General features: G+C 31.3%; 28 protein-coding genes. 2 read left to right on the top strand and 26 right to left on the bottom strand.

What is annotated here, in order from left to right; genetic code table 11:
• Positions 1 to 287 precede the first annotated feature (287 nt).
• The 18 genes from HLB29_RS02510 to HLB29_RS02425 form a co-directional block, all read right to left on the bottom strand.
• Positions 288 to 1,067 (bottom strand): HNH endonuclease, encoded by a 780-nt coding sequence (locus HLB29_RS02510; protein ID WP_185623553.1) that lies wholly within the window; start codon positions 1,065 to 1,067, stop codon positions 288 to 290.
• 131 nt (positions 1,068 to 1,198) lie between these two features.
• Entirely contained in the window at positions 1,199 to 1,693 is a 495-nt protein-coding gene (locus tag HLB29_RS02505; protein WP_185623552.1) for a hypothetical protein, read from the bottom strand.
• Positions 1,694 to 1,913: 220 nt separating this feature from the next.
• A complete protein-coding gene (locus HLB29_RS02500) occupies positions 1,914 to 2,201 on the bottom strand; it encodes a hypothetical protein (protein WP_185623551.1) in 288 nt (95 codons plus the stop codon).
• Positions 2,202 to 2,629: 428 nt separating this feature from the next.
• On the bottom strand, positions 2,630 to 3,253 hold the full coding sequence (locus HLB29_RS02495) for an HNH endonuclease (protein ID WP_185623550.1): 624 nt from the start codon (positions 3,251 to 3,253) through the stop codon (positions 2,630 to 2,632).
• A 32-nt stretch (positions 3,254 to 3,285) separates the two neighbouring features.
• Positions 3,286 to 4,488 carry an AAA family ATPase gene (locus HLB29_RS02490; RefSeq protein ID WP_185623549.1) on the bottom strand — a complete coding sequence of 401 codons (1,203 nt, stop codon included), beginning with the start codon at positions 4,486 to 4,488 and terminating at the stop codon, positions 3,286 to 3,288.
• Positions 4,489 to 4,613: 125 nt separating this feature from the next.
• Positions 4,614 to 4,784 (bottom strand): hypothetical protein, encoded by a 171-nt coding sequence (locus HLB29_RS02485; protein WP_243155063.1) that lies wholly within the window; start codon positions 4,782 to 4,784, stop codon positions 4,614 to 4,616.
• Positions 4,771 to 6,564: a recombinase family protein gene (locus HLB29_RS02480; RefSeq protein WP_185623548.1), complete on the bottom strand. Its 1,794-nt coding sequence runs from the start codon at positions 6,562 to 6,564 to the stop codon at positions 4,771 to 4,773. Before HLB29_RS02480 ends, HLB29_RS02485 begins: the two co-directional genes overlap by 14 nt.
• A 60-nt stretch (positions 6,565 to 6,624) precedes the next feature.
• Positions 6,625 to 6,771, bottom strand: coding sequence for a hypothetical protein (locus HLB29_RS02475; protein ID WP_011860805.1), 147 nt, complete (start codon positions 6,769 to 6,771; stop codon positions 6,625 to 6,627).
• 92 nt (positions 6,772 to 6,863) lie between these two features.
• Positions 6,864 to 7,001, bottom strand: a complete 138-nt coding sequence (locus HLB29_RS02470) for a conjugal transfer protein (protein ID WP_011860804.1) — start codon at positions 6,999 to 7,001, stop codon at positions 6,864 to 6,866.
• A 233-nt stretch (positions 7,002 to 7,234) separates the two neighbouring features.
• Positions 7,235 to 7,648 carry a sigma-70 family RNA polymerase sigma factor gene (locus HLB29_RS02465; protein ID WP_185623697.1) on the bottom strand — a complete coding sequence of 138 codons (414 nt, stop codon included), beginning with the start codon at positions 7,646 to 7,648 and terminating at the stop codon, positions 7,235 to 7,237.
• 313 nt (positions 7,649 to 7,961) lie between these two features.
• On the bottom strand, positions 7,962 to 9,314 hold the full coding sequence (locus HLB29_RS02460) for an MATE family efflux transporter (RefSeq protein WP_011860801.1): 1,353 nt from the start codon (positions 9,312 to 9,314) through the stop codon (positions 7,962 to 7,964).
• A 15-nt stretch (positions 9,315 to 9,329) separates the two neighbouring features.
• Positions 9,330 to 11,078, bottom strand: a complete 1,749-nt coding sequence (locus tag HLB29_RS02455; protein WP_011860800.1) for an ABC transporter ATP-binding protein — start codon at positions 11,076 to 11,078, stop codon at positions 9,330 to 9,332.
• Complete coding sequence (locus HLB29_RS02450) at positions 11,079 to 12,794, bottom strand: ABC transporter ATP-binding protein (protein ID WP_011860799.1); 1,716 nt, start codon at positions 12,792 to 12,794, stop codon at positions 11,079 to 11,081.
• 4 nt (positions 12,795 to 12,798) lie between these two features.
• Positions 12,799 to 14,271, bottom strand: a complete 1,473-nt coding sequence (locus HLB29_RS02445; RefSeq protein WP_011860798.1) for an ABC transporter ATP-binding protein — start codon at positions 14,269 to 14,271, stop codon at positions 12,799 to 12,801.
• Between the two features lie 11 nt (positions 14,272 to 14,282).
• A complete protein-coding gene (locus tag HLB29_RS02440; protein ID WP_002843381.1) occupies positions 14,283 to 14,975 on the bottom strand; it encodes an energy-coupling factor transporter transmembrane component T family protein in 693 nt (230 codons plus the stop codon).
• Positions 14,976 to 14,979: 4 nt separating this feature from the next.
• The gene (locus HLB29_RS02435) at positions 14,980 to 15,582 is read right to left on the bottom strand and encodes an MptD family putative ECF transporter S component (protein WP_011860796.1); all 603 of its coding nucleotides are present in this window, start codon (positions 15,580 to 15,582) and stop codon (positions 14,980 to 14,982) included.
• Positions 15,583 to 15,718: 136 nt separating this feature from the next.
• Positions 15,719 to 16,696, bottom strand: a complete 978-nt coding sequence (locus HLB29_RS02430) for a helix-turn-helix transcriptional regulator (RefSeq protein ID WP_207719494.1) — start codon at positions 16,694 to 16,696, stop codon at positions 15,719 to 15,721.
• 77 nt (positions 16,697 to 16,773) lie between these two features.
• The gene (locus HLB29_RS02425; protein WP_185623547.1) at positions 16,774 to 16,998 is read right to left on the bottom strand and encodes a helix-turn-helix transcriptional regulator; all 225 of its coding nucleotides are present in this window, start codon (positions 16,996 to 16,998) and stop codon (positions 16,774 to 16,776) included.
• A 296-nt stretch (positions 16,999 to 17,294) separates the two neighbouring features.
• On the opposite strand from HLB29_RS02425, the gene HLB29_RS02420 reads away from it, so the two are divergent.
• Both HLB29_RS02420 and HLB29_RS02415 read left to right on the top strand, forming a co-directional pair.
• On the top strand, positions 17,295 to 17,645 hold the full coding sequence (locus HLB29_RS02420) for a plasmid mobilization protein (RefSeq protein ID WP_009644452.1): 351 nt from the start codon (positions 17,295 to 17,297) through the stop codon (positions 17,643 to 17,645).
• Between the two features lie 5 nt (positions 17,646 to 17,650).
• A complete protein-coding gene (locus HLB29_RS02415) occupies positions 17,651 to 18,982 on the top strand; it encodes a relaxase/mobilization nuclease domain-containing protein (RefSeq protein WP_185623546.1) in 1,332 nt (443 codons plus the stop codon).
• Between the two features lie 41 nt (positions 18,983 to 19,023).
• Here the strand turns inward: HLB29_RS02415 and HLB29_RS02410 are convergent, their stop codons facing one another.
• The 8 genes from HLB29_RS02410 to HLB29_RS02375 all read right to left on the bottom strand — a co-directional run bounded on the left by HLB29_RS02410 (position 19,024) and on the right by HLB29_RS02375 (position 25,003).
• Complete coding sequence (locus tag HLB29_RS02410) at positions 19,024 to 19,755, bottom strand: ABC transporter permease (protein WP_009644461.1); 732 nt, start codon at positions 19,753 to 19,755, stop codon at positions 19,024 to 19,026.
• A complete protein-coding gene (locus HLB29_RS02405) occupies positions 19,756 to 20,487 on the bottom strand; it encodes an ABC transporter permease (protein ID WP_185623545.1) in 732 nt (243 codons plus the stop codon).
• Entirely contained in the window at positions 20,480 to 21,403 is a 924-nt protein-coding gene (locus HLB29_RS02400) for an ABC transporter ATP-binding protein (protein ID WP_009644465.1), read from the bottom strand. Before HLB29_RS02400 ends, HLB29_RS02405 begins: the two co-directional genes overlap by 8 nt.
• Before the next feature lie 13 nt (positions 21,404 to 21,416).
• Complete coding sequence (locus tag HLB29_RS02395; RefSeq protein WP_009644460.1) at positions 21,417 to 22,184, bottom strand: ABC transporter permease; 768 nt, start codon at positions 22,182 to 22,184, stop codon at positions 21,417 to 21,419.
• 119 nt (positions 22,185 to 22,303) lie between these two features.
• Positions 22,304 to 23,212, bottom strand: a complete 909-nt coding sequence (locus tag HLB29_RS02390) for a sensor histidine kinase (protein WP_185623544.1) — start codon at positions 23,210 to 23,212, stop codon at positions 22,304 to 22,306.
• Positions 23,213 to 23,215: 3 nt separating this feature from the next.
• The gene (locus tag HLB29_RS02385; protein WP_185623543.1) at positions 23,216 to 23,914 is read right to left on the bottom strand and encodes a response regulator transcription factor; all 699 of its coding nucleotides are present in this window, start codon (positions 23,912 to 23,914) and stop codon (positions 23,216 to 23,218) included.
• Positions 23,915 to 24,011: 97 nt separating this feature from the next.
• Complete coding sequence (locus HLB29_RS02380; RefSeq protein ID WP_000701009.1) at positions 24,012 to 24,233, bottom strand: helix-turn-helix domain-containing protein; 222 nt, start codon at positions 24,231 to 24,233, stop codon at positions 24,012 to 24,014.
• A 110-nt stretch (positions 24,234 to 24,343) separates the two neighbouring features.
• Positions 24,344 to 25,003, bottom strand: a complete 660-nt coding sequence (locus HLB29_RS02375; RefSeq protein WP_185623542.1) for a single-stranded DNA-binding protein — start codon at positions 25,001 to 25,003, stop codon at positions 24,344 to 24,346.
• Positions 25,004 to 25,020 lie beyond the last annotated feature (17 nt).

Genomic DNA, 25,020 nt, shown 5'->3' with positions numbered 1-25,020 from the left:
CTGTGTTGTTATTTTATGATAATGTCACCTTAGGATTAATTTTGGACTTTGTCACTTTTTGATATAAAATAATATTATGAAAGAAGGTAAAATAACATTATATTTATTTCCACTATTAAGATAATGATTGAAATACTTTCTTTTTAAATTCGAAGTTGTACTTAGTCATAAAAATACCGACCTCCAATTGTTAGAATATTGTTCTGACTTTTGGTGATCGGCCTAATTTGTATGATATTATCACATAATTTTTTTAATTATTATCAACACAATTTGACAAAGAATCTTTATTTTTTAGGTGGCATCCATCCTTCTTGATAATGCACTGACTTGAGGAAGGCTTTTCCTGTTTCCAAAACCAAACACGGTACACCATTACGGATTACTACCCCTCCATTTTTTTCTTCTTCGGTTAATTCAATATATACAGCTTTTCTAACTTTAACATCACAAGCATAGGTTTTACCAACATCAATATAACCTTTAGTCTCATACACTCTTAATATATTTTCTGCATCATTTATTACGATTGAATAATCACAATCATACAACAGCAATATAGCCTCAATATGATATTTTTCTCCATTTGTAGTTACTACGCTAATATCATCATTACACCCTATGGTAATCTGATAGCATCCAGTAGAAAAGTCTTTAAAAATGTTAACTGCTATATGGTGCTCCATAGTCTTAGAATCTACATCAAATACCTGCCCTTTTGCGGTATTATATGCCTTTTTTAAGAATTCAAGATTTGATATTCTACAGTCAGCATGTCTATTATTCATGTGGTCAACAACATATCCTTTTTCTGTCATCTCCTCTAGCACATCTTCGCCATACCATTTAGCAACAATATAACGATGGAGTAATCCTAACGTTCCATTCAACAAATAACCCTTATCCTCAGTATCATTATTGAGTTTAGTTAATGTCCAAGTCTTTGATGTTAATTCCTCATAATAATCTTCTCTGTATGTAGTAAGTCCTACTAATGTCCAACCTTCTCGTGTGATATGTATTTCGTTATTAACGATATCAAATTTGTTCTTACTTCGCCTAGGCATAACAACCTCCTCCTATAACATCTAATCCACTTCCTAAAGCCTTTGATTATTTTTTAAGTTGATATGTTTTAATATAAAAATTAGTTTTAATAAGTCCTGCCTTACTACTACTGATTGGTATTGAACCATTTTTACTCATTCACAATACCTTTTACTGAAAGTTTAGTGAAATACATTTGACAAGTGCTATCTATAATATAAAAATAGCATTTTGATTTATTCTTTCTTTGCATTAGTAGATTTACAGTATCTATCATATTTTGAAATTCTATTTCAATCGTCATACTCTCACCCGGCCTTAAAGTATTTGAATATGAAGTTGCTAAGTCTTTAGAACTAAAGCTAGAATTTACAACCCCCTGAAAACATATAGTACTATTAAAGTATTTCCTATTAAATAATGATAGTCCTTCATCAATGACAGTAGTCGGAATAGTCCCTATATTTACAATCTCAAAAATATGTGTCTTTTCAACCAAATCAGAACTATAGTTCATACAATAATGGACATATAATCGGGGTAGCTCATTTCTCCTAGATAACCACAAGGATAATACAACCGCTCCAATCGTTCCGATTGCTGACAGCATCTCCCAGATGTTCCCTAAATCTATAATAATATTCATAAAATTCTCCCTTATAAAAATCTACTGTTATTAATCTTAATAAAAACCCAAATAATTTTTTCAGACATTTTCTTAACTCTAGACTTGATATCAACACTACACTCTCCACATGAAACGATAATACAGTTTGAATTTTTTTATATCATTTCTTATTTTTGAACTTCCACCTGTATGTGACAATAAATCAATAACTTAATAAGATCGTTTTATATTAAAAAACTTAAAGGATACCGTACTTATTTTTCAATTCATTTATAACTAATTCAGCCTCTTTATCCGACAGATATGGACTCTTTATAGTTGATGCGAAGTAAAAATTCTTACCTAAAAGAACACGTAATTCCGATGCAGATATACTATGTATTCCTTTTTCATCTTTTATTTGTGGTGTGATTAGCTTTACATCACGATATAGTTCCTCATTTGCTTTATCCTCTCTAATAGTTGAATTCTTAATTATTCCAGCTCCAATTACACCCCATCCTTTATGATAATATAAAACGTTCACCTTTATTAAAACTTTTTATATATCTAGAAGCCTTCCCATAGGCGCTTATCTTTCTATTCTCAAACATCTCCCAAACAGCATTCTCATTGTACGAACAATTCGTGTCAAATAATATACTTAAAAACTTGCTTGAAAAAAGGAATATGGATTTAAAAAATACTAATATCAGAAAATATATGGCTAAACTCAATCGTTTTATTAACGATATGAATGACTCCCAATATATAAGAACAGAGCTATGGAAAATAGAAAACCTATTGTTTATAATCGTCTAGCTTTAACGGCTGTATCCGTATTGGCTTTAAGCCACTGGAGATTAGATATTACAGTTGTAAATTATATAGTTCAAAAATATATTTCATATACTTTAATAAATCTATTATTAAATTACTATTTTTAAATTTTTATATTAATTAATATAAAAGTATTTATTTAAGCAACTTATCAATCAACTCTTCTGCTTTTAGCCAAGGCCTTTTTCTATGTAACATTTTATGACAATTAGAACAAACCATAATTATATCTTTGATTTCAGTTTTATCGTTTTCATTTAGTTCTGATATAGGCCTTATATGATGACCTTCAATGAAATCTTTACCTATCTCACCATATGTTTTTTCAAAATCAAACTCACAAATTTCGCATATAAGCCTTCCATTTTCAGCCTTATACTTAGACTTTGCTTCTTTTATTATTTTATAGTTTCTCTCTCTACATATATGAGCTCTTAACATTTTCTTTCCTTCTGGAAACCCTTGATCGTCTTCTGTCATATCAACATCATTATCATGAGGTTCAAAATTTCTAATTCCCCAATGACCATCACCTTTTTCTCCAACTAAATAAAATATGTCTTTTTTTGATTTTTTTTTATAAAAAACATCTGAATCACTTGAAAACCTTTCTATAGTACCTCTTACCTGTGCTTTATAATCTTTAACAGATGATGTTTTTTCTGGATATAAATCTTCAATCATATCATATAAATCTTTATATTCTGCATGCCCACCTAATTTTTCCATTGAATTTATTATCATATCTATCCAACTCATATATACACCTCTCTAATTTTGCAAATTCTCTCCTATAATTCTTTGTAATTAGTTTTATATAATTTTTTACATACAACTTTAATAACTTCTGGAATTAAAAATAAGTTTTCTATTTCTGCAACTTCAGGAGCAAATATATTATAACTTTTATAACTTAATATCTCCTCATCACTTCTTCTATCTCTATCGATTATTCCTTTAACTTCAGTATAATGTGCACTTTTTAATTTTTGAAACGCTTTAGTGTATTGAATAACACGATTGCAATTATCAACAGGTATAACATTATAATCAGGAAATAAAACAGAATATAATTTTTTATCTATACTTTTTTTTGAATTTCCTTCAACAAGAAGAACTTTTTGTCTATTACCAAGTATTTCAAGTTGTAATTTTTCATATTTACTTACTTCATCAACTAATTCATACTCCCATTGAAAATCACTTTTTATATTCTTAATCCATACTATCTGACTGTTAATTCTTGAACTTGCAAACTCTATATTGTGTGTTATATATAAAAAAGTACAATCTTCCCTATGAGATTCTATTGAATTCCATAATCTAGATAATATGGAGTTATGCAAATGATTCTCAGGTTCATCAATGATTATCAAACTTCCTTCTGGCACTGATAAAACTTCTCCTATAAAATAAAAAATTGCTCTTTCTCCATCACTCATTTCACTAGCATTATAAAGCTTATCTGAACCATATACATTTGCATCATATGCTTCTATTTTACCTAAACTAATTTCAAGTTTTCGATGAAGAATAACATCCTCCCAAACGCTTTTTATTTTTTCTAACTTTGTTTCATTATTAAATTCAGTATCTCCACTTTTATGGATTTTACGAAATTCTATACTTTTTTCATAATCATCAGTAACCAATAATTCCATTAACTCATTGAAATCATTTAATAAATGTGTCACCGGTTTATCATTCCATCTAATTAATTTCTTTCCATGTTCTTTAAGCCATTCTTTATCATTAGATGAATTTCCGTACAAAAATTTTTCATTAGCTATTCCAGACTCTATCAGACTTACAGTTTCTGGCATATTTAAAGACTTTTGAGCTGATATTCTATGAACTGAAATATTTTTGTTATTTTCTTCAATCCAAATGCTCATTCTTGTTTTTCCTGAACCATTGGCACCTATTAATATAATTGATTGTTTGTTATCTATATATATTTCTTCTCTATCAATATCTGGTAATTTTATTTTCATAAATTTTCCTCCTCAAAAATAACACCATCCATTACTATTAATAAAACAACATTATTTACATCATCTCAAACCACTCTAAAGCCTCTTCTATAGCCTTCTCTTTTTCCTCTGGGCATTGTATGGTATTACTTTGCCTTTACTTGTGCTAAATATAGATTAGATACCTTAAATCCATATTTATCTAAGACATACTTCCTTATCTCTTCATAAGTAGCATCTTTCAAAAAATCTATTTCAGCTAGTTCATATTCACCAATTTTTATATTTATATGGTGGTCGACATCAGGTTTGGACAATAATGCTACACACTCCACATGTGTTGTCAATAGGATAGGAATACAAATTATTAACCTCGTCGCTTGATTGAGGATACAATTTGCCGCCAGTTTCCTCATTAACTTCCTTGGCATTTTTTCTTCTGCTCTTAAATAATCTCCCGTCCTGAGAATCTTTTTTCCCGGTCTTGTATATGATAGTAATCATTGCAGGATCAATTTCGCCTTCATCGTTAGTTCCCCCAATAATGATTTTATCTACTATACTTTCAAATACAGCTCTATCAAATTCCTCAAGGTATTTATTGGATTCAAGTAATTTTTTAAAACCCTCAAGCCTTTTCTTCAATGCTTTTTCATCAGTAAGTGTTACTTCTAAAGTCCTTTTTTCTGCAAGTAATTTCTCTTTGCTAATGGCTATTTCATTATACTTGTCCTGATATATATCCATGCTGATTGACTCATTCAGCCTTAATTCAACAAGATCTTTTTCTTTCTTTATTATTTTATCAAGTTGATTGCTTATCTTCTTCAAGTCTTTAGCTAAACTGTTGTCTTTCAATTCTTCTTCAACAGTTTTAAGGAATTCGTTGGTAATTTCTACATTATTGTGGCATACTTGACGATAACTTTCCATAAATGCTTTTTCTATAGCTGCTTCTTCAATTCCTTTGCTATGCGGACAATACTTTTTCCCATTTTTAGTAGCATTGACACACTGCCATATCACTTTTGTATATTCTGAACTTGAATGCCAATTTCTTCTTGAAAGATTATGACCGCAAAATCCGCATTCCAGCATGCTGCTAAAAGCATATTTTCTTGAATATTTTTCTCTTTTACCACCATTGTTAGCAACGGTATTTCTATTTTTTGACCTTCTTAATCTAATGCCTTGAGCTTTTTCAAAATCTTCTTTCGAAATAATTGGCTCGTGATGGCTTTCTATATAAAACTTATCCTGTTCTCCAAAATTATCCAATCTTCTCTTTGAAATAGGATCAACCGTATAGGTCTTTCCCATCATGAGATCCCCTTTATATTTCTCGTTTTTTATAATTCCTAAAACTGTTGTTTCAGTCCACCTTTTATTTCCTCTTGGTGATAAATATCCCTGTTCTTCCAACTCTCTTGAGATTACCATTCCACCGACGCCTTCAATATATCTTCTGAAAATATATCTTACAATTTCAGCTTCTTTTTCGTTTACAGAAATGCTTTTTGTCTCCGGATTATAGTCATAACCTAAACATCCTTGAAAGCCGACCATTTCTCCTCTTTCCATTTTCATTCTCAAGCCTTTTTTAACATTAGCTGAAATGTTCTCTACTTCCTGTTGAGCAACTGAACTTAAAATAGTCAAAAGCAATTCGCCATCCATTGTTAGAGTATTTATGTTTTCTTCTTCAAAAAATACCGCAACATTAAACTCTTTTAACTTTCTTACATACTTTAAAGTGTCTAATGTATTTCTCGCAAATCTTGATATAGACTTTGTAATTATCATATCTATATCGCCATTCATACAGTCATTTATCAGCCTTTGAAAGTCAATTCTTCGATCAACCTGTGTTCCTGTTATTGCTTCATCAGCATATATTCCAGCAAGAGTCCACTCTTTATTTTTCTGTATAAATTCTGTGTAGTGTTCTACTTGAGAATTATAGCTGTTAATCTGATCTTCAGTATCTGTACTAACTCTGCAATAAGCTGCCACTCGCTTTATTGAGCGTTCAACACAGCCTGATGCAGTTCTTTTCAGTGTGGTATCACCTTTAATAACTTTTACATCTTTCTTCACTGCATCCCCTCCTTATTTGTATCTTTCTATGCAGTTTAATTATACCACACTTACAAAACATTATAAATATAATTCTGTCAAAATGTTATACTTTTTCATTAGTTTTAACTTTATCTTTCTGTATTCAATATCGTTTAGTAAATGTTCTGAAAGTAAGATAGATAGCATAGATAATTGGAGGCTATATTTTAGTAATTCGTTATTCATTCTAAACCCTCCTCGTTAAAATTCATTTTTAAGTTTTATGACATTGACGGGTGCTTTGGATCAGCAACATTGGAATCTCACCACCGCCCCTGTTAAGATGAGCCGGCTTTCACTAAAGAAGTATCATTATCATCACTTAGGTCATGGCTCACAAAGTTGTCCTTGTTCTTTGCTTTAGAATCTTTATCTATCGCTCGTTTCCTTATATCCTCGCTTATGGCAGTATTCATTTAAACCGAATTTAATCAGCAGGAAAGTCATGGCGTAAATATCTTTTGCTCACTAAGTAATTAAAAGTCCCGTCTTGGTCTATTCAATTGTCAAAGAACAACTGCCTAATGGCTATAAGAGAGAATTCCCTTTAAATATCTTGAATTTCATTTCCTATCTTCTAAAAAATTAAAGAGGACAGATCTCCCTTCACTTTATAAAGGAAAATCCGCCCTCACATACAGAGTATTTTCTACAATAATTTTTCTAAAATCTCTTTGAGCTTTCTTAAAATTCTATCCTTTCGCCATTGTATAGTCTGATAAGTTACTCCCTTATCTCTTGCAACACTTGATAAAGTTTCATCATTGAAATACAAGCGTTCAATAATATCTCTTTCTTCTGCATTGAGCCTTGATATAGCATTTCTGACTGCTTCAATCATCATCTGAGTTTCCACAATCTTTTCTACATCAACACTCTCATCAATAATACTATCCACAAAATGTCCGTCATGATCCAATGACGAAAAAAAGAGCAAGTGGTTTTTCTTGTCCATCTGCTCTAAATACTTCTCGTGTTCTTTTTCTCGCCAGTAGACTTTATATATCTGCTCGCTGACTCTAACCTTTTGTCCATTCACATAAAGGTAATATTCTTTTTGCATATATGTTTCCTCCATTTCTTTTTTTTTCTGCGTTTTAAGACAAAAAAAAGGAGGACTTCTGCATCTTGGCATAAAAAGTCCTCGAAAATGAAAGAAACCTGTTCTTCCTTTAAGTTTATTTAATTGGTAATGAAAGTGCTCGTGAAAACATAAAAGTACTACAGTTATGGAAAAAAGGAGAATGCTTATTTCCATGTTCTATCTTTAATGGGTATATAGTTGCATTCATTCTTCTTCCTCCATCTCTTATAGCAAAAATATCTTCATAACACTCCCTTTCCAAAACAATTTCATTGCACGACAAAGCAGAGTTTTAAACTTTTACCTTTTCTTTCCCCATTTTATTCAACTCACTAATCATCATAAATATTCCAACAACAATCATAATGAAATCTACAAGCGGTTGAGTAAACCAAACGGCTTTTACACCAAACATCATTGGTAATAAAATCATGGCAGGAACAAACAAAAACAATTGTCTCAGCATTACAATGATTCCGGCTTTTTTTCCATTTCCGATTGATTGGAAAAATGTAATACTCATAACCATTACTCCATACAAAACAAATACAGAATAGAACAGCCTGAAATTACCAACTCCATGTGCAATAATATCTGCTTCTACTCCAAACAATGAAAGTATCTGACTTGATAGCAACAAGGATGGAATCCAAAAAATTGCTGCAAGGATAAGCCCTCCAATAGAAAATACTTTCATAGCCTGCCTTACTCTATCATATTGCTTTGCTCCAAAGTTTGTTCCGACAACAGGTTGTAAGCCTTGGCTCATTCCCCAAAGAGGAATAAATGAAAAGGCATATACACGAAGTGAGGCTGCCATCAAAATCCCATTCGGATCTCCGCCATATTTAAATGCCATTTTATATAGCATTGTCTGTTGTATCATAAATAGGAGTTGCATCATCATAGCGGAAGAACCCACACCGAACATTTCTTTTTTTATTTCAGCATCCGACTTTATCCTATGGATTTTAACAACCTTACTCTTCTTCAAGAAATAGTGCATCGTTACAACAGCTTGAACAAACTGTGCTATAATAGTTGCAAGAGCAGCACCTTCAATAGCATATTTTCCCATAACAGTCATTAGGATTGGATCAAGAATAATATTCAGCAAAGCTCCAAGCCCCATAATCGTCATAGCTTTTTTCATCAGCCCTTCACCACGCATAACCATGTTGGCTGACTGTGTAAAGTTCACAAATAGGGAGCCAATGAAAATTACTCTAAGGTATCTAATGCCATAGGCTTTGATTTCACCTGTTGCACCCACCATAGATAAAAAGTGTGGTGCAAGGATTATTCCTCCAACTGTGATAATTACAGAGAAGAAAATTACCCAATAGATTAAGTTCCCCATAATTTTATCGACAGTTTTCTGATCTCCTTTTCCTATTGCTCTGGAAAGAACGGATGCCGAACCAACACCAAGAAGTGTAGACACTCCACTGTTAAAAAATGTTAATGGCATTGCAACACCACAAGCTGTCATAGCCGTTTGTCCTATAATTTTCCCGGCAAATATTCCGTCCATCAAAGGATATAGACCGATAACTATCATTCCTATAACCGCTGGAATAGATAGCTGAAATAGTAAATCTATCGGTCTTTTAGTTAGTAATTGTTCTTTCATCTCTTGTTTCACTCTATAGCTCCTCCCTTAATCATTTAATTTCCACTGAATAGCTTTTTCTCTTTGTTCTATAAACTTTTTATATATTGAAGATGATTTCATCAGTTCATCATGAGTTCCTACATTCTCAATACTTCCTTTATCCATTACAATAATCTGATCAGAACTCTTAATTGTTTCAAGTTTATGGGCAATCACTATTACAGTCTTATCTTTTAACAAATCATTAAGAGCAGCTACAAGCTCTTGTTCATTTTCAGGATCTACACTTGAAGTAGCCTCATCCAGTATGACAATTTTACTTGGCTTAAGCATTGCTCTTGCAATAGAAATTCTCTGTCTTTCTCCTCCCGATAAGTTGGAGCCACCTTCTTGTAAAATGGTTTCATATCCATCCGGAAGTGCCATAATAAAGTCATGGCATCTTGCGTGTTTTGCAACCTCAACGATCTCATCATCTGTAGCATCAGGATTTCCAAAAGCGATGTTATTTTTCACTGTGTCATCAAATAAATAAACATCTTGGAAAACGAAACTGAAATTAGACAATAGATTGTCATATCTATAATCCTTTACATTCGTACCATCAATGATTATTTCACCACTATCCACATCCCAAAACCTTGCTATCAAATTACATATAGTGCTTTTTCCACTTCCGGACGCTCCAATCAATGCTGTTGTTTTCCCTGACGGTATAAAGGCACTTACACCCTGAAATAATTTTTTATCATCATAGGAAAAATCAATATTTTTTAAGTATATATCAGAGTTTTCAATTGTTACTTTCTGTCCCTCACTAATTGTTTTTATATCTCTAAGTTTTGTAATCGCATCAAGGTTTTGCACAGCAATTCCTCTTAAGTTCTGCATACTTCCTGCCATCTCAAAACCTGCAAAAACGATAAAACTCGAAACAATGAGCATTACTGTTTTATACGGCTCTAATTCTCCATTACTATATCTCACAATGGAACTTAAAATAATTGCACACATACCTAATTTGAACACAAGAAGAAAAATCAAATTTACCGGTACAATTACTTTTTCAACATTAAAGTATCCTTTTTTGTTATCACTGATGCTGTTTTCCAAATCTCCAAGCATTTCTTTGTTCTTGCCGAAAGATTTTATAACACCAATACCTTTTACAAATTCTAAAGTGTTTGCATTTAATTCTACCTTCAATTTTTGCAATTTCTTGGTTAGTTGATCCGCTTTATTTTGAAAAACCGCATTAACAAATAATCCAATCATTAAAGTTATCAGAATAATAACTCCTGTAATGAAATCAAAAGGCAACATAAAACATGCCATAATAACAGTCTGTATTATTCCTACAAACATCATTTCAATGATATTGACACCTACTGTTTCCAGTTCTCCTATTACGCTTGTTAATCCTCCTGAAATATGTCCCAATCGGTTAGAGTTGAAGTATCCCATATTTACTTGCTTTAGCTTATCTCCAATATACAGTCTATTTTCTGCACCCAAATTATAAGTTGCTATATATTTGTTGCGGTCTGCCAAATAGCCAAACACTATTTTGCCTGCAACACTAAGCACAGCTATTCCAAATACTATATAGACATCATTCATAACTACTTCTTTTTGCTCAAATAGTTTCTCAAAAATTTTAAGCAAGAGGAATAATATCGCCCCAAGCGAAATACCTTCAAAAATACTTTTCAATATTTCAAAAACTATCATTCGGCTTAATTTTTGCGACTCTTTTCCTGCAATACTATACAGTTTCTTTAGAAGTTCTCTCATTTATATCACCTCCCCATTTAAGTACACGCTGTTATGTGCATTCCACATTTTGGAGTAGGTGTCGCTACTTTGAAGCAGTTCTTGATGTGTACCTTCTGCTTCAATTTTTCCCGAATTGACTACAATAATTTTATTCGCATGAATAATCGTTGAAAGTCTGTGAGCAATCATAATAACAGTCTTATCTTTTACCAAAGCATCAAGAGATTTTTGTATTTCAGCTTCGTTGTCCGGATCTGAATATGCCGTTGCCTCATCAAGAAGGACAATCGGGCTATCTTTTAGTAAAGCTCTTGCAATGGTTATTCTCTGTCTTTCTCCTCCCGATAAGCTATTTCCCGACTCACCGATAACTGTTTCATATCCATTGGGTAAATTCATAATAAAGTCATGGCAACTTGCTTTTTTACAAGCACTTTGAATTTCTTCAATGCTTGCATCAGATTTTGCCATTCTCATATTGTCAACTATACTTTTTTGGAATAAATAATTTTCTTGAGAAACATAAGTTACAATATCCATGTTTCTTTCAAGAGAAATATCATTTAAATCTACATTCCCAATGCTTATTTTTCCGGAATCAATATTCCAAAAACCTGCAATCAATTTTGCCAAAGTCGATTTTCCTCCACCAGAATATCCGACAATAGCTGTAAGTTCTCCTTCCTTTGCAGTAAAGGATAAATCCTGAAATACTTTTTTATTTTTGTCATAGCCAAATGTAACATTATCAAAAGTTACATCGTATGAATTTATTTTCTGTGATGTATTTCCTCTTTCAAGTTCAGGAAGTTTCATAACATCTTTTATCTCCTCAATGACCACTTTTATATTAGCCATAGTATCTAAATGGCTCATAGCCTTAATAAGTGGTTTATAAGAAGCATAAGATAATAAAACGCACATGATCAAAGTTCCTATATCAACAGTTCCTTTCATGAATAAAAATAAGGAAGTTGGAAGTACAAATATTAAAGTTGATGGTAAAACTTCCATAGCTGCTGTCATATAAAAGCAAATGCTTAGATACCAATCCAGCATACTATTTTTATTTCCTTCAACTGCATTTACAAATTTATCATAAGATGATGCAGATTTATTAAACGCCTTAATAATGTTAATGCCACGAATATATTCAACAACTGTGGTATTCATATTTTTAGATGCTTCTTGATAGCGTTTTGATTTTTCTTCATATCCACCCATCATTAGCATTGAAAATAACAAACCTAATGGTAATGTTATGAGATTGGCAAGACCTATTCTCCAATCCATAACAAATATACTGATTAATAAAACAATAGGGATAATGATATTTGCAATGACTTCAGGAATAACGTGGGCAATTGGTTGTTCCATTTTATTCAAAGTTTCAACCATAAACTGTGTCCACTCTCCACTTCCTTTCTTTTCTATTGTTCCCATTGGAAGTTTGCTAAATTTCTTTGCTAATTTTTTTCTTGAATCTTCAATAACACAAAATGCTAAATTATGTGAAATCAATGTTGATAATGTATGAAATGCTACACTTCCAACCAATCCAAATAATACAATCATTATCTGTTTACTAAAAACCATAAAGTCTGTACTGCCATTTGCTATTTGCGTTACAATATTTGCTACCGCAAAATATGGTAACACGCTACAAACAACACCTATTATGGCTATAAATATTGACAAAATTATTTGTCCTACATGCTTTTTCATCACATCCATGGTATCACCTCTCATATCCCATTGAATTTAGCAAAGTATTTATATCTTTAAGATAGTAATCTTCTGTAATCCTTCCATCTTCCATTTTTATTACTCTCTCACTAATCTTTACAATAAACTCTATATCATGTGAAATAATCAAAAATTTTGTTCCCAAGTCCCTTTGCTCTCTAATTAGATTTGCGACTTGTTCCATACTTCCATAATCCAAACCTGATGTAGGTTCATCTAAAATTACAACCGAAATATTTCGCATCATCGCTACACCTAAAACCAATCTTTGTTTCTGACCTCCGGATAAAGTTGACGGGTGCTGATTTTTTAATTCAAACAAACCCAATCTTTTTAAGATTACTTCCGCTTTTTCTATATACTTTTCTTTATCTTTTAATCCCGTAACAAGTTCATCTACTAAATCTTCTCCAAATAATTGAGAATCAAGATCTTGAGGAATATACCAAATTTTATCTAATCTGCTCTTTCTCTTAATAGGTTTGTCTTCTAAAAATATTTCTCCTGATGTTTCCTTTTGAAGTCCAGAGCAAATTTTACCTAATGTACTTTTACCTACACCGTTAGAACCAATTAGGGCAATAATTTCATTGCTGTCAAATTTGAAACTTATATTATTCAATAACAAATTTTTTCCATATTTTTTTGAAATTCCACTTATCTCAAAACTTTTATATCCTTGAGTACTCTGATTCGTAAAACCATCTAAAAAAATATCTTCAAAATGCAATGAGCGTAATCCTATATCATTTAACTCTTTTGAACTTATATTATTAAACTCATCAGATGTATAATTTTTCTTTATTTTCCCATCTACCATAAAAATATAGTTATCTACTATTGAATTTAAATAAAATAACCTATGTTCTACAATAATGATAGTTTTTCCTTCCTTCTTTAATTTTTGAATCAGTTTTGCAAATTGGTAAGTTGATTTTAAATCCAAATTTGCAGATGGTTCGTCCAATACATAAATATCAGGTTGCATAGCCTTAGCTGAACATATTGCAACACGTTGACGCATACCATAAGACAATGTATATATACTTGTATTCAACAGTTCTAATATATTCATCTCTTTAGCAGACTTATGAACTCTATCGACTATTTCATTATGTGATAGACCTAAATTTTCACAGCCAAAAGCAATTTCTCCTGCTACTTCATTAGCAAAAAATTGACTTCTCGGATCTTGAAACACATTTCCAACAAAAGAACCTATTTCCCAAGTGTTTAACTCCCCTAAGTTTTTATCATCAATGAACACATCCCCATCTAAATATCCCTGATAAAATGATGGAATTAGTCCATTTATTACTCTCGTCAACGTGGACTTTCCGCAACCGGATTTGCCTACTATCGCCAAACATTGTCCACTTAAAATAGTTAAATTAATATCGGTTAATTGCTTGTCATTTCCTCGATAGGAGAAGTTTATGTTATTAATTTTTATCTTATTTTCCATAACCTTCCCTCCTATCTAAAAATGCAGGCTATCATTAAGCAAATACTAATAAATAAAATAATGACATCTACTTTTGTAAATTTTGTTTCATAATAACTATATTTCTTAGCCGGATTTTCAATTCCTCTTACAATAGATGCAGCCGCCAATTCATCTCCAACCTTTATTGACCGAAAGATTAAAGGAACGACTGCATATTCCATTGTTTGTAAAGGGTGGAACAAAACTCTTTTTACACTTCCCGTAAAACCTCTAACTCGCATTGCTTCTCTAATGGTTTTAAATTCTCCTGATATTGTTGGAATAAATCTAATGATTACAAGCAAAATCAAGATGATATTCTGAGGTAAAGCACACTTTTGAAAAACTGCAATTAGTTTCCCTGACGGTATCTTAAAAGTTAAATATGCAGCCATAATAGGAACAATGAATTTGTACACCATACCTAATAGCATTGGCGAAATAAAAACTATCCCTTTAGGAATCATTTCTAAAAGCCAAAATGCTGTAAAAGTATATATCACAACATAAAACAAGCTCTGCTTGTAAAAGCCGAAGTATATCAAAATGATACAAAGCCATCCTACAAACAGAGCATGCATATAGTAATCTTTTGTAAAAATAGATACTGTACAGGAAATCAGAGTTAAGAGTAAGCAAGCCAATCCACCAAGACTGTCTATTTTTCTCATTCTCTGTTCCATAGCATTAATCTAATATACCCGCCTTCTTAAAATGTTTTTTCAATATTTTTTGTGCAAATAAAATTCCTAATGCAGATAAAATAACTGTTACAGCTACTCCTACTAATATCAATGATGGTGAAGATACCATTTCATACTGAAGCTTTAATGTAGTATCCGCAAATCCACCTGCAAGTGCTTGTTTTTGATAGCTTTCCCATGCAATCCAACAAGGTACCCCTATACCAAGAAACATTCCTATTGCATAGGTACACCAGCCAATCATGTTTCTAATTGGATTTCTATAAGTATTCTTTCCAATCATTGTAAGTTCACATATAATTGCTAATCCGATAAAATATGGAAGCATAAACACATATCCCATCGCTGCTGTTATCAAACCATAAATTAAAATCCAAATAAATAGTAGTCCATGCTTATTGACTCTATTTGCTGCAACAAGATAAAATATTGCTCCTATAAACATTTCAATTCCTGCTGTACCATACAAATATAAAATCGGCATAGTAACTGTCCCCATACCAATAACAATCGAAATAGCAAAAAATAATGCTATCATAATTGCAACTGTTACAATATCTCTTACTGTTAATTTTTTTTCTGACATCTTCTTCTCCTTTTTAAAATATTAGACATGGCTAACTTATTGGCATTAATCCAGCAAAAAATACCTGTCCTTGATAAATATTTTATCAAAGAACAGGTATTTCTCTTACTACCCAAAAGGTATGTTTTTGCTCCAATCAGGTCAAATTATTTTTCCTATATTGTTGAGGTGAAACTCCAAAATAAGTTTTAAAAGCAGAAGCAAATTTACTCGGATTTAAATATCCTGCAAAATCAGCAACTTCCCCTATCGTAATATGTGGTTTATCAATTAGCAACTTTGCAGATTCTTCCAAACAAGTATTTTTTATAAAACTTCCAATAGATTGTCCTGTTAAATGCATGAAGCAACGCTTTAAACTGGATTCAGAAATCGCATACTGTTTTGCAAGTTCAGAAATAGAATATTTATCAAATGGATTTTCAACAAGTGCCTTATAGCAATCTTGTGTTGCTTCATAAATTGGTTCAGAAAAAGTTGGTATTTTTTTCATATCTTCTGTTTTTATAAGACTTAAAAAAAGTAACAACTCAATGATTTTGATAATAGAATATGATATGCGAATGTCCTCACTAACCGTATATAATTCGTTTAATATATGGTTTATTTCTTTTCTTGATTTTATTATTAATGCCGGACCATTTTTACACAACATATCCATAATTTCTTTTATATTGATCTTTGCAAAAGGAAAATATTTATCTATGGATCTTTGGGCAATTTTTATATCTATAAATACAGTCAATCCAATATATCGTTTCATAGGTATGCTCGAACTTTCAAAAGGAACTTTTCCTAAATCCACAACACTAAAATCACCTTTCCCTACGAATGCTCTTTCATTACTTTTTAACTTAAATTCATAGCAGCCATCCAAACAATGGTCAATTTGAATTATACCCTTACAAGGATTAATCTTCTGATGCGAAGATTCCATGTTTAAATTGTTATAAGACAAAGTAAAACCATCTATTAAATTATAGCAACACATTTCTCCTGTACCCGTTTCATTGCTAAGTTTATAAATTTTCTTATGTCCTAATTCGTTCATGTCAGAAAAATTATATCCCTTATAGGCATTTTCTACTATTGTCTTTTCACTCACAGGTATCATCACCTCACTTTTATTTAAAAATTATTATGTATATCAGATTTAATAAATTAAAACACCGCTCAGTTAGTTTATGCTAATTATTTTTCAATCATCTCACACAAATAAAAAACATCTTCAACTCGTTTTTCTAACACCTCACAGATTATAAGAGATAATTTTGTTGTAGGATAAAATTGTTCATTTTCTATTGAGTTAATAGTCTGCCTTGATACCCCAACAAGTTGAGCAAGTTCATTTTGAGATATTCCAAAATTTATTCGTTCCTCTTTGAGTCTATTTTTTAATATCATCTCAGCACGCATGAGCAACCTCATTCTATATATCAATTATTATTTATTTTATTCTATATTCTATATGTCAATAAGTCAAGTTTACTTGACTTATTATGATTTATATTATAAAATTAACTTATAAATTTTTAAGTATATGCTTAGAGCTATTCTTATACTATTAGTATATGAGCAAGCACAGTAAGTGTACGGACACTTACGGAAAAATTGATGAAGCAGCCCTTTGGGAACTGCTTCTTTTTTTATCAATTTTTAGCTTGTTAGGGAGACCCTAATACCCCGAAAATCATACAAAGGAGGAAATATCTATGGCAAATAGGATACGAAATGAACGACTTGAAATTAAGTTGACCAAAGAAGAAAAAGCTCTTTTTGAGGAGAAAAGAAAGCTCGCAAGGTGCAGAAATATGAGCCACTTTGTCCGCAAATGCGTTTTAGAAAAAGAAATTTATCAAATAGATTTAGAACCGTTTAGAGATTTACAAGGCTTACTTTCCAACGCAACAAACAATATCAATCAGATTGCAAAGCGAGTAAATTCGACCGGTGTTATCTACAAAGAGGACATAGGCGATATGAAAAAAGAGATTGAACATTTCTCAAAAGAACTGTGGCAAATTCATTCCTTGCTTCTAAACAGGACTTCGGGAGGTGATTAGTTTTTATGGCTATTACAAAAATACATCCTATAAAATCAACCCTTAATCTTGCCATTTCATATATTGTTAACGGAGAAAAAACAGATGAGCAAATCTTAGTAACAACTCATAAATGCCATCAGGAAACTGCCCATACCCAATTTTTAAGAACACGAAATGATGCCGGAACAAACGGAACTGTTCTTGCAAGACATCTTATTCAATCCTTTTTACCGGGAGAAGCAACTCCGGAAATGGCACATCAAATCGGTCTTGAACTGTGTAAAAAGATATTAAAAGACGAGTACGAATATGTCTTGTCTACCCACATAGATAAAGGGCATATCCACAACCATATCATCTTCAATAATGTAAATATGGTAACGGGCAAATGCTACCAATCCAACAAGAAAAGCTACCACCAAATCAGGTATCAAAGCGATAAGCTATGCAAGGATAATAACCTTTCTGTGATTGATGAATTCTACGAGAGCTATAAGAGAAAGTACAAAACAAATGGTAAGTCATGGTATGAAAATGAGCAATCTAAGAAAGGTACTTCTTGGAAAAGCAGGCTTCAATTTGACATTGATCGTTTGATAAAACAGTCTAATGATTGGGAACAATTTCTAAATAAGATGGCGGAACTTGGTTATGAAATAAAGCATGGAAAACATATAGCCTTTAAGCCAAAAGATAAGCAGAGATTTACAAGGGCTAAGACGATTGGTGAGGATTATACCGAAGAAAGATTAAAAGAGCGTATTACAGAAAATCAAAATATCAAAGCCTCACCTGTCAAAAAACGAATCGGAAATGTCATCAATATGAATACCAATGCCAAAGTGAAAGAGAGCAAAGGCTATGAATATTGGGCAACAAAACATAACTTAAATACAATGGCTGAGTCAGTTGTTTTCATCAGAGAACATGGCATTAACTCCGTTAAGCAGCTTGATGAATACATCAAGAAAAGTGCTGAAGAAAGACAGAACTTACAAGATAAAATCAAAAAAATTGACAAGGATATGCAGCTACTTTCTAATACAATGGAACAAGTTCATACTGTTAAAAAATATAGAGCCTACTACAAGGAATATAAAGCAAATCCTTCTGATAAGGCATTTTTTGAGGAGCATAAGGCTGAAATCACACGCTACGAAACGGCTCTTGCAAAACTAAAAAAGTCCTATTCAAAGCTACCTGATTCAAAGGATATTTTAGATAAACTTGATAAATTGCAAGAAAAAAAGAATACCCTAATGCAAGAGTATTCTTCTACAAAATCTACTATGGACGAGCTTTATAAAATACGAAAGAATTATGGAATTTACATGGGTAAGGAGATGGAGAGATAGTGTTCTCTCCTCTTTTTAAATTTATAAATTTATTTTCATAACTATTTTTTACGAACTCTCATTTTCTTTAGTATTCTATGTGAAATAAAACAGCAACCAATATTTACGATTATGCTAATCAGCAATTCCATAACTGGTGTTTTATATAGTCCCGATAAAACGAATACAGATGATATTGGATATATGGCTCTTACAACTTCCTTTGAGGCAAAGAAAATTCCTATAAAGGAGTATATTTCAGCGATAATCAGAGCTATCCAGTAGCTTCTTTTTACAAGTCCAACGAATGCAATAATTGGAGATATTGCCATAAAAACACCTATTCCAGTTAATACATATACAACAAAATAATGAACTACTTCACTCATGTTTACCGCATTTAAATGCAATACCGCTTCTATAATTAAAGATACCATAAACAATATTAGATAAACAAAAATGCTACCCAACAGAGTAATTACCATTTTTGCAGTAATCATATTACTTTCATCTATCGGTATTAACTTTAATGATTTGAGTACATCTTCTTGTTCCTCACGACAAATAATATATCCTCCAAACAATGCTATCAAACTTGGCAATACAAAATATGTTGTTAAAGACTGCACTTGTAAAATATACCATCCAAATGTGTCTATATACTTTTTCCCACCAAATGAAAATTGTCCTTGAAGAAATACAACTCCCAAAGTCATCATGAGTGCAAATACAAGCAAAAATATCAATTTTGATCTGTGAAGTTTTTTATATTCAGCTAATAAAAGGGTCTTCATTTACCATCCTCTCCTTTTCAATAATAATTTTGTAACTATTGTAAATCCAACTACCCATCCTCCTATACAAAGAAGAGAATAAACTATATTTATATCTTGATTTAATACTATTCCCGGAACATCTCTCAAAACAATTGCTGTAGAGCTCGATAATGGGTGTACATACATATTAACCATCAAAATTACAAATCCCGAAAAAGCATAAACAATCGTCAAACAAATAGGTAAAATATATTTTTTTGTCAAAAATGCGATAGATAAAATGGGAAGCATAGAAACTGCTAAAAGTACACTAATCTCAAAACACTTTCTAATAAGAAAAATACACAAAGAGTAATCTATCTCTATATGATGAATAAATTTCCCAAAAAGAAGTGTAAAGAAAATTGACAAACTCATAAATACTAAAGTGTAAATAAGCATAATTACAAATTTGCTAATCAAAAGCTTCGTCTTTTGTATAGGAACAATCCACAACATCTTAAAAGTATCATTCTCATACTCTGCTGACACAATCATTGTGGAAAATATTCCTAATATAATTGGCAAAATCAGCCATAAATTATAACTAAAGATTGTCCATTTGAAATATTTCATTGCATTATCTGAAAGATCTATATTCCCAAAATATATAGTGGCAAGCAATGGCATTAAGAGTGTTGCCAGAAACATCATCCAAACAATCTTTTTCCTTTTCAATTTAAGAAACTCTACTTTAACTAAATTAAGCAATTCCCTCTCCTCCGGTTATTTTCTTGAAGTAATCTTCCAAAGACTCATTGCATGTTTGTGATGAAATCACTGATATTTCATTCATAACCAACAACTTATTAATTTTTGCCATATCTAATCCATGACTATATATCCTTATATGATTATTATCTTCAACGGAATAATTTGTTATTCCAAACTCTTTTTCCAAAATAGTCGCAGCTTTTGATACATCTGATACTTCCAAAATAATGTACTTTCTATTTTTCTTATTTAATTCTTCCATACTGTTTTCTTCTAATAAAACTCCTTTATCTATAATGCCCACTGTATCAGCAAGGAGTGTTATTTCAGATAGAATATGACTGGAAATCAAAATTGTTTTTCCTTTTTTTACACTCAAATCTTTTATAAAATCTCTAACTTCTGCTATACCTATTGGATCTAATCCATTTGTCGGTTCATCTAAAATTAAAACCTCAGGATCATGTAAAATTGCATTAGCTATTCCCAGTCTTTGTTTCATTCCTAAAGAATAATTTCCAAAGAGTTTTTTATCTTTATATGGCAGACCAACTACTTCTAAAGCATTTTTAACCGCATTAGGAAAAGCCGTTCCTCTTAACATTGCAAATATTTCCAAATTTTCTGTCCCTGTAAGATTAGGATAAAATCCGGGTGTTTCAATAATTGCACCAATTCTTGGATAAATCTTTTTCTCGTTACCTTTTATGTTTTGATTGAAAACACTTACTTCACCATTCGAAATATCCGTAAGACCCAATATCATCTTCATAATGGTTGTTTTACCTGCTCCATTTCGACCTAATAACCCATATATGGAACCTTTTTTGATGTGCAAATTTACCGAATTTACAGCCTTTTGTTCTCCATACACTTTTGTTAAATTCTTTGTTTCAATAATATAATTTTTCATTTTATTTTTCTCCTTAATAGTTTTGTCTTTTCATGGATTTTATAGCGAGTATAAAAAATACTATTCCGATTGATAAAATAGATACTAAACAACTAAACGGGGATGCATTTAGTGAATATCCACCAATACTATTTTCTACCATTTCTTTGGCAGCCGATGACACATTTTGATAAACCCCTAATAAGCTTGCAAGCGGATGTATATGGACTAATATTGATGCTCCAAATATCCCAATTCCTAAATAAAGCAAGCACATAGAAATAGGTAAAACATAACTCTTAGAAAAAGTAGCAATGTAAATCACTGGAAGCATTGCAATCGGAATTAACAAAGCTGCTAATATATATAAAATAGCTGCTTCTTTCAATGTGGCTAAATTAAAATCTAAGAATCCTATGCTTAATACAGCCCCCAAAACAGACGAGATATATGTTAATGTCATTAAAAAAAGTGTCAGTAATTCTATCAAAATAAATTTCACAAAAAATACTTCAAATCTACTAACCGAAGTTATTAGTACATTCTTTAAAGTGTCATTCTTCCTTTCGTCAAAAAATAACATTGTAGAAATTATTCCAATTACGACTGGCAAGAACACAAAGGTTATATTCTTGAATGCTAAACAATATAAATCTCCAAAACTATCCATGATAGGACTTTCTCTTGAAATTGAAAATGCTCTTTCGATTGCAAATAAATTTAAGACAACAGTTAATATAAAAATACCTATCAAAATTCTGCTTCTCTTCCATTTTTTTATTTCAGCTTTTATTAAGAGCATATCGCACCTCCTTACAATAAATATTGTAAATGATTAACCTTGCCATAATCTTGCGGCACTCTTGTTTTTATCTTGTTTCAATAAAAAAAGCCCCAAAAGAGACTTTCTAAATCAGCTATTTACATTGCAAACTCTACAGTAAAAACAGTTTTTATATTAGGCACACTACTTACGCTTATTTTAGCATTATTCACCCTCAACAATTCTTTAGCAATTGATAAGCCAAGCCCTGAACCTTTTGTTAATCTTGAACAGTCTGCCTGATACATTCTGTCAAATATATATGGTAAGTCCTTTTCGCATATACCATTTCCATTATCTAAAATTGTCAAAGTAACTTTTGTATCCGATTCTTCTAATTTCAAATGTACTCTATCACAATTACTATGAACAATAATATTATTTATAATATTGTTTAAACTTCTAAAATAAGCATTTTCATCTATCTTTATATTACATTCCTGTTCCGGAATTTCAATTTCATAGCTTATATGTTTTTCTTCAAAAATAGGAATCCAATCACTTATCACATTTCTTGTTAATTCGTTCAAATCCTTATCCGCAAAAGAAAACTTCCATTCTCCTGAATCCAATTTTACCCAATCAAAAAGTTTTTCTACAAAATCCTTTAAGTAATGTGCTTTACTTAAAGAAACTTTTATATAGTCATCTTTTTCATCTCCTATAACAAGTCCTTCTTGAACTGCTTCCAAATACCCAACCATAGATGCTAAAGGAGTTTTTACATCATGAGATAAACTTGTCATGAGTGATTTATATGCCTGCTCCGACTGTTTTTGCTCTATTAGTTTATTTTGACTTTGTAGTGTTATCTCATTTATATCGTGGCAAATTTTTTCTGTAGTATCATTTTTCTTAATTAAAATTCTACGATTGTAATCACCATGTTTGATATCAACAAGTACCTCCCTAATCCTATCTATTTCCTTTTTTATATGCGTGATCTTTTTTACTAAATATAGGATCACACATAAAAGTATCAAGATTATGATATTTTTTATATCCATACATCATTCCCCCTTACTAAAACGGTAACCCACGCCTCTTACTGTCAAAATATAGGTCGGTTCTTCAGGGTTAGGTTCTATTTTTTTTCGGAGTTTACTTATAAAGGACATGATATTACTATCATCAAAAAGGTAATCTTCTTCCCAAACATTCGTATATATTTGTTTTTTTGTAAAAATTTTCCCTTTATTAGATGCGAGAAAATATAACAAGTCAAATTCTTTATTTGTTAATTCGATACTGTTATCGTTTATTTTTACAGTTCTATTCTCTTTATCTATTCTCATATCTTCTATTATGATTTCTTTAAACTGGTCTATGCTTTTCTGATTAAAGTCTGTGAATCTTCTAACCATAGCTTCAACTCTTGCTTTAAGTTCATTGATATTAAAGGGCTTAGTTAGATAATCATCCGCACCTTGTTTAAGTCCATAAATTTTCGAATCATCATCAGACTTTGCAGTCAACATTAAAACTGGAACAGTGTATTCTTCTCTTATCATCTCCAAAACTTGAAATCCATCAAAGTCAGGGAGCATAATATCTAATAAAATCAAGCACAGATTGTTTGAACTTCGGATTTTTTTATATCCATCTAATCCATTATTAGCAATGTCTACAGAATATCCATCTGTGCTTAAACATTTTTTAATTAAATTACATAATGCAATATCATCATCTATAATTATTATCTCTCTCATATTTCATAACTCCATACTTCTTATTCAATATAATTATCATCAAAGGAAAATACATCATTTGATATACAATCTAAAGTCTAAAGGTTATTTATTAAAATTAAAACTTATTTATATTATTCGTCCTATTCAATGAGATTAGTTCACCGAAATCTGTGTCCAGTTCAATACAAATTCTATAGAGAATTTCCATGCTGACAAATTCACCTTTTCCCATTTTAGCTATCGTTGCAGGAGCTATACCAACTTTTTCCTGTAGGTCTCTTTTGTTCATATTTTTATCTATTAAAAGTTTCCACAGCCCATTATAGTTTATTTTCATATTACCATCCTTAATATTCATATAATTGAACTTTTATTTCGTTAATTATATCATAATTTCACCAAATAAAAAAGAGCCGGTACAGTCCTAAGACCACACCGACAATAAATTTATCTCTCAGCTTCTTTGTTTACTTCTTTCTTTTCTTTTGGTTTTTCCTTATCTTCAGCCTGATATTTCTTGATAGCTCCAAGTACAGACTCTTTCTTTTCTTCTTGTCCTTTCATTTGTTCCTTTGCCTTTAGTAGCTTTGAAGAAAGTATTCTGATATTGCTATGTTCCTTTCCGTTATCATCAATGGAAGTTCTGATTTGTCCAAAGAGCTTAACGAAATCTCCCTGCTTAAAGTATTTTGGAATATCGCTTTTTTCTCCATAAGCGGAGCAGTTGTGATACACCTTATTACCCTCATCATCTTTGGATACTACGGAAAAATTAGCTACCTTAAAGGCTTCTCCGTTTTTATTTTCTCTTTCAACTACATCAACCTCTCCAACAATGTTTCCAACTATATTGATAAGATTATCCTTTTCTTCCTTAACATAAGGCAGGTCTTTTATCTGCCCCTGTTCCCTTAAATCCTCAATCATATAGTCAAATTCCTCATGCAGTAAATTAAGGCTGTCATTGTCCATATAGGCGTTATATAGCTTATCTAAAGCACTTTCATCATTAATACCTTTTTCCATGCTTATAATCGCTTTTACAAAGTCCTTGTGGTTATCATTTACCATATCTTCTATTTGATTTCTCATTGTTTTGTAATCCATGTTTTTTTCTCCTTTCA

Origin of the sequence: Peptostreptococcus canis (assembly GCF_014229965.1) — a bacterium.
Lineage (GTDB): Bacteria > Bacillota > Clostridia > Peptostreptococcales > Peptostreptococcaceae > Peptostreptococcus > Peptostreptococcus canis.
The sequence above is the reverse complement of the archived record's forward strand: the minus strand, read 5'-3'. Positions and strand labels throughout refer to the sequence as shown.

Bases quoted from the DNA above. Each gene is read 5' to 3' on its own strand.
- HLB29_RS02510 (WP_185623553.1), bottom strand. From the start codon at position 1,067: ATGCCTAGGCGAAGTAAGAACAAATTTGATATCGTTAATAACGAAATA.
- HLB29_RS02505 (WP_185623552.1), bottom strand. From the start codon at position 1,693: ATGAATATTATTATAGATTTAGGGAACATCTGGGAGATGCTGTCAGCA.
- HLB29_RS02495 (WP_185623550.1), bottom strand. From the start codon at position 3,253: ATGAGTTGGATAGATATGATAATAAATTCAATGGAAAAATTAGGTGGG.
- HLB29_RS02490 (WP_185623549.1), bottom strand. From the start codon at position 4,488: ATGAAAATAAAATTACCAGATATTGATAGAGAAGAAATATATATAGAT.
- HLB29_RS02475 (WP_011860805.1), bottom strand. From the start codon at position 6,771: ATGAATAACGAATTACTAAAATATAGCCTCCAATTATCTATGCTATCT.
- HLB29_RS02470 (WP_011860804.1), bottom strand. From the start codon at position 7,001: ATGAATACTGCCATAAGCGAGGATATAAGGAAACGAGCGATAGATAAA.
- HLB29_RS02465 (WP_185623697.1), bottom strand. From the start codon at position 7,648: ATGCAAAAAGAATATTACCTTTATGTGAATGGACAAAAGGTTAGAGTC.
- HLB29_RS02455 (WP_011860800.1), bottom strand. From the start codon at position 11,078: ATGAGAGAACTTCTAAAGAAACTGTATAGTATTGCAGGAAAAGAGTCG.
- HLB29_RS02450 (WP_011860799.1), bottom strand. From the start codon at position 12,794: ATGGATGTGATGAAAAAGCATGTAGGACAAATAATTTTGTCAATATTT.
- HLB29_RS02445 (WP_011860798.1), bottom strand. From the start codon at position 14,271: ATGGAAAATAAGATAAAAATTAATAACATAAACTTCTCCTATCGAGGA.
- HLB29_RS02440 (WP_002843381.1), bottom strand. From the start codon at position 14,975: ATGGAACAGAGAATGAGAAAAATAGACAGTCTTGGTGGATTGGCTTGC.
- HLB29_RS02435 (WP_011860796.1), bottom strand. From the start codon at position 15,582: ATGTCAGAAAAAAAATTAACAGTAAGAGATATTGTAACAGTTGCAATT.
- HLB29_RS02430 (WP_207719494.1), bottom strand. From the start codon at position 16,696: ATGATACCTGTGAGTGAAAAGACAATAGTAGAAAATGCCTATAAGGGA.
- HLB29_RS02425 (WP_185623547.1), bottom strand. From the start codon at position 16,998: ATGCGTGCTGAGATGATATTAAAAAATAGACTCAAAGAGGAACGAATA.
- HLB29_RS02420 (WP_009644452.1), top strand. From the start codon at position 17,295: ATGGCAAATAGGATACGAAATGAACGACTTGAAATTAAGTTGACCAAA.
- HLB29_RS02415 (WP_185623546.1), top strand. From the start codon at position 17,651: ATGGCTATTACAAAAATACATCCTATAAAATCAACCCTTAATCTTGCC.
- HLB29_RS02410 (WP_009644461.1), bottom strand. From the start codon at position 19,755: ATGAAGACCCTTTTATTAGCTGAATATAAAAAACTTCACAGATCAAAA.
- HLB29_RS02400 (WP_009644465.1), bottom strand. From the start codon at position 21,403: ATGAAAAATTATATTATTGAAACAAAGAATTTAACAAAAGTGTATGGA.
- HLB29_RS02395 (WP_009644460.1), bottom strand. From the start codon at position 22,184: ATGCTCTTAATAAAAGCTGAAATAAAAAAATGGAAGAGAAGCAGAATT.
- HLB29_RS02390 (WP_185623544.1), bottom strand. From the start codon at position 23,212: ATGGATATAAAAAATATCATAATCTTGATACTTTTATGTGTGATCCTA.
- HLB29_RS02385 (WP_185623543.1), bottom strand. From the start codon at position 23,914: ATGAGAGAGATAATAATTATAGATGATGATATTGCATTATGTAATTTA.
- HLB29_RS02380 (WP_000701009.1), bottom strand. From the start codon at position 24,233: ATGAAAATAAACTATAATGGGCTGTGGAAACTTTTAATAGATAAAAAT.
- HLB29_RS02375 (WP_185623542.1), bottom strand. From the start codon at position 25,003: ATGGATTACAAAACAATGAGAAATCAAATAGAAGATATGGTAAATGAT.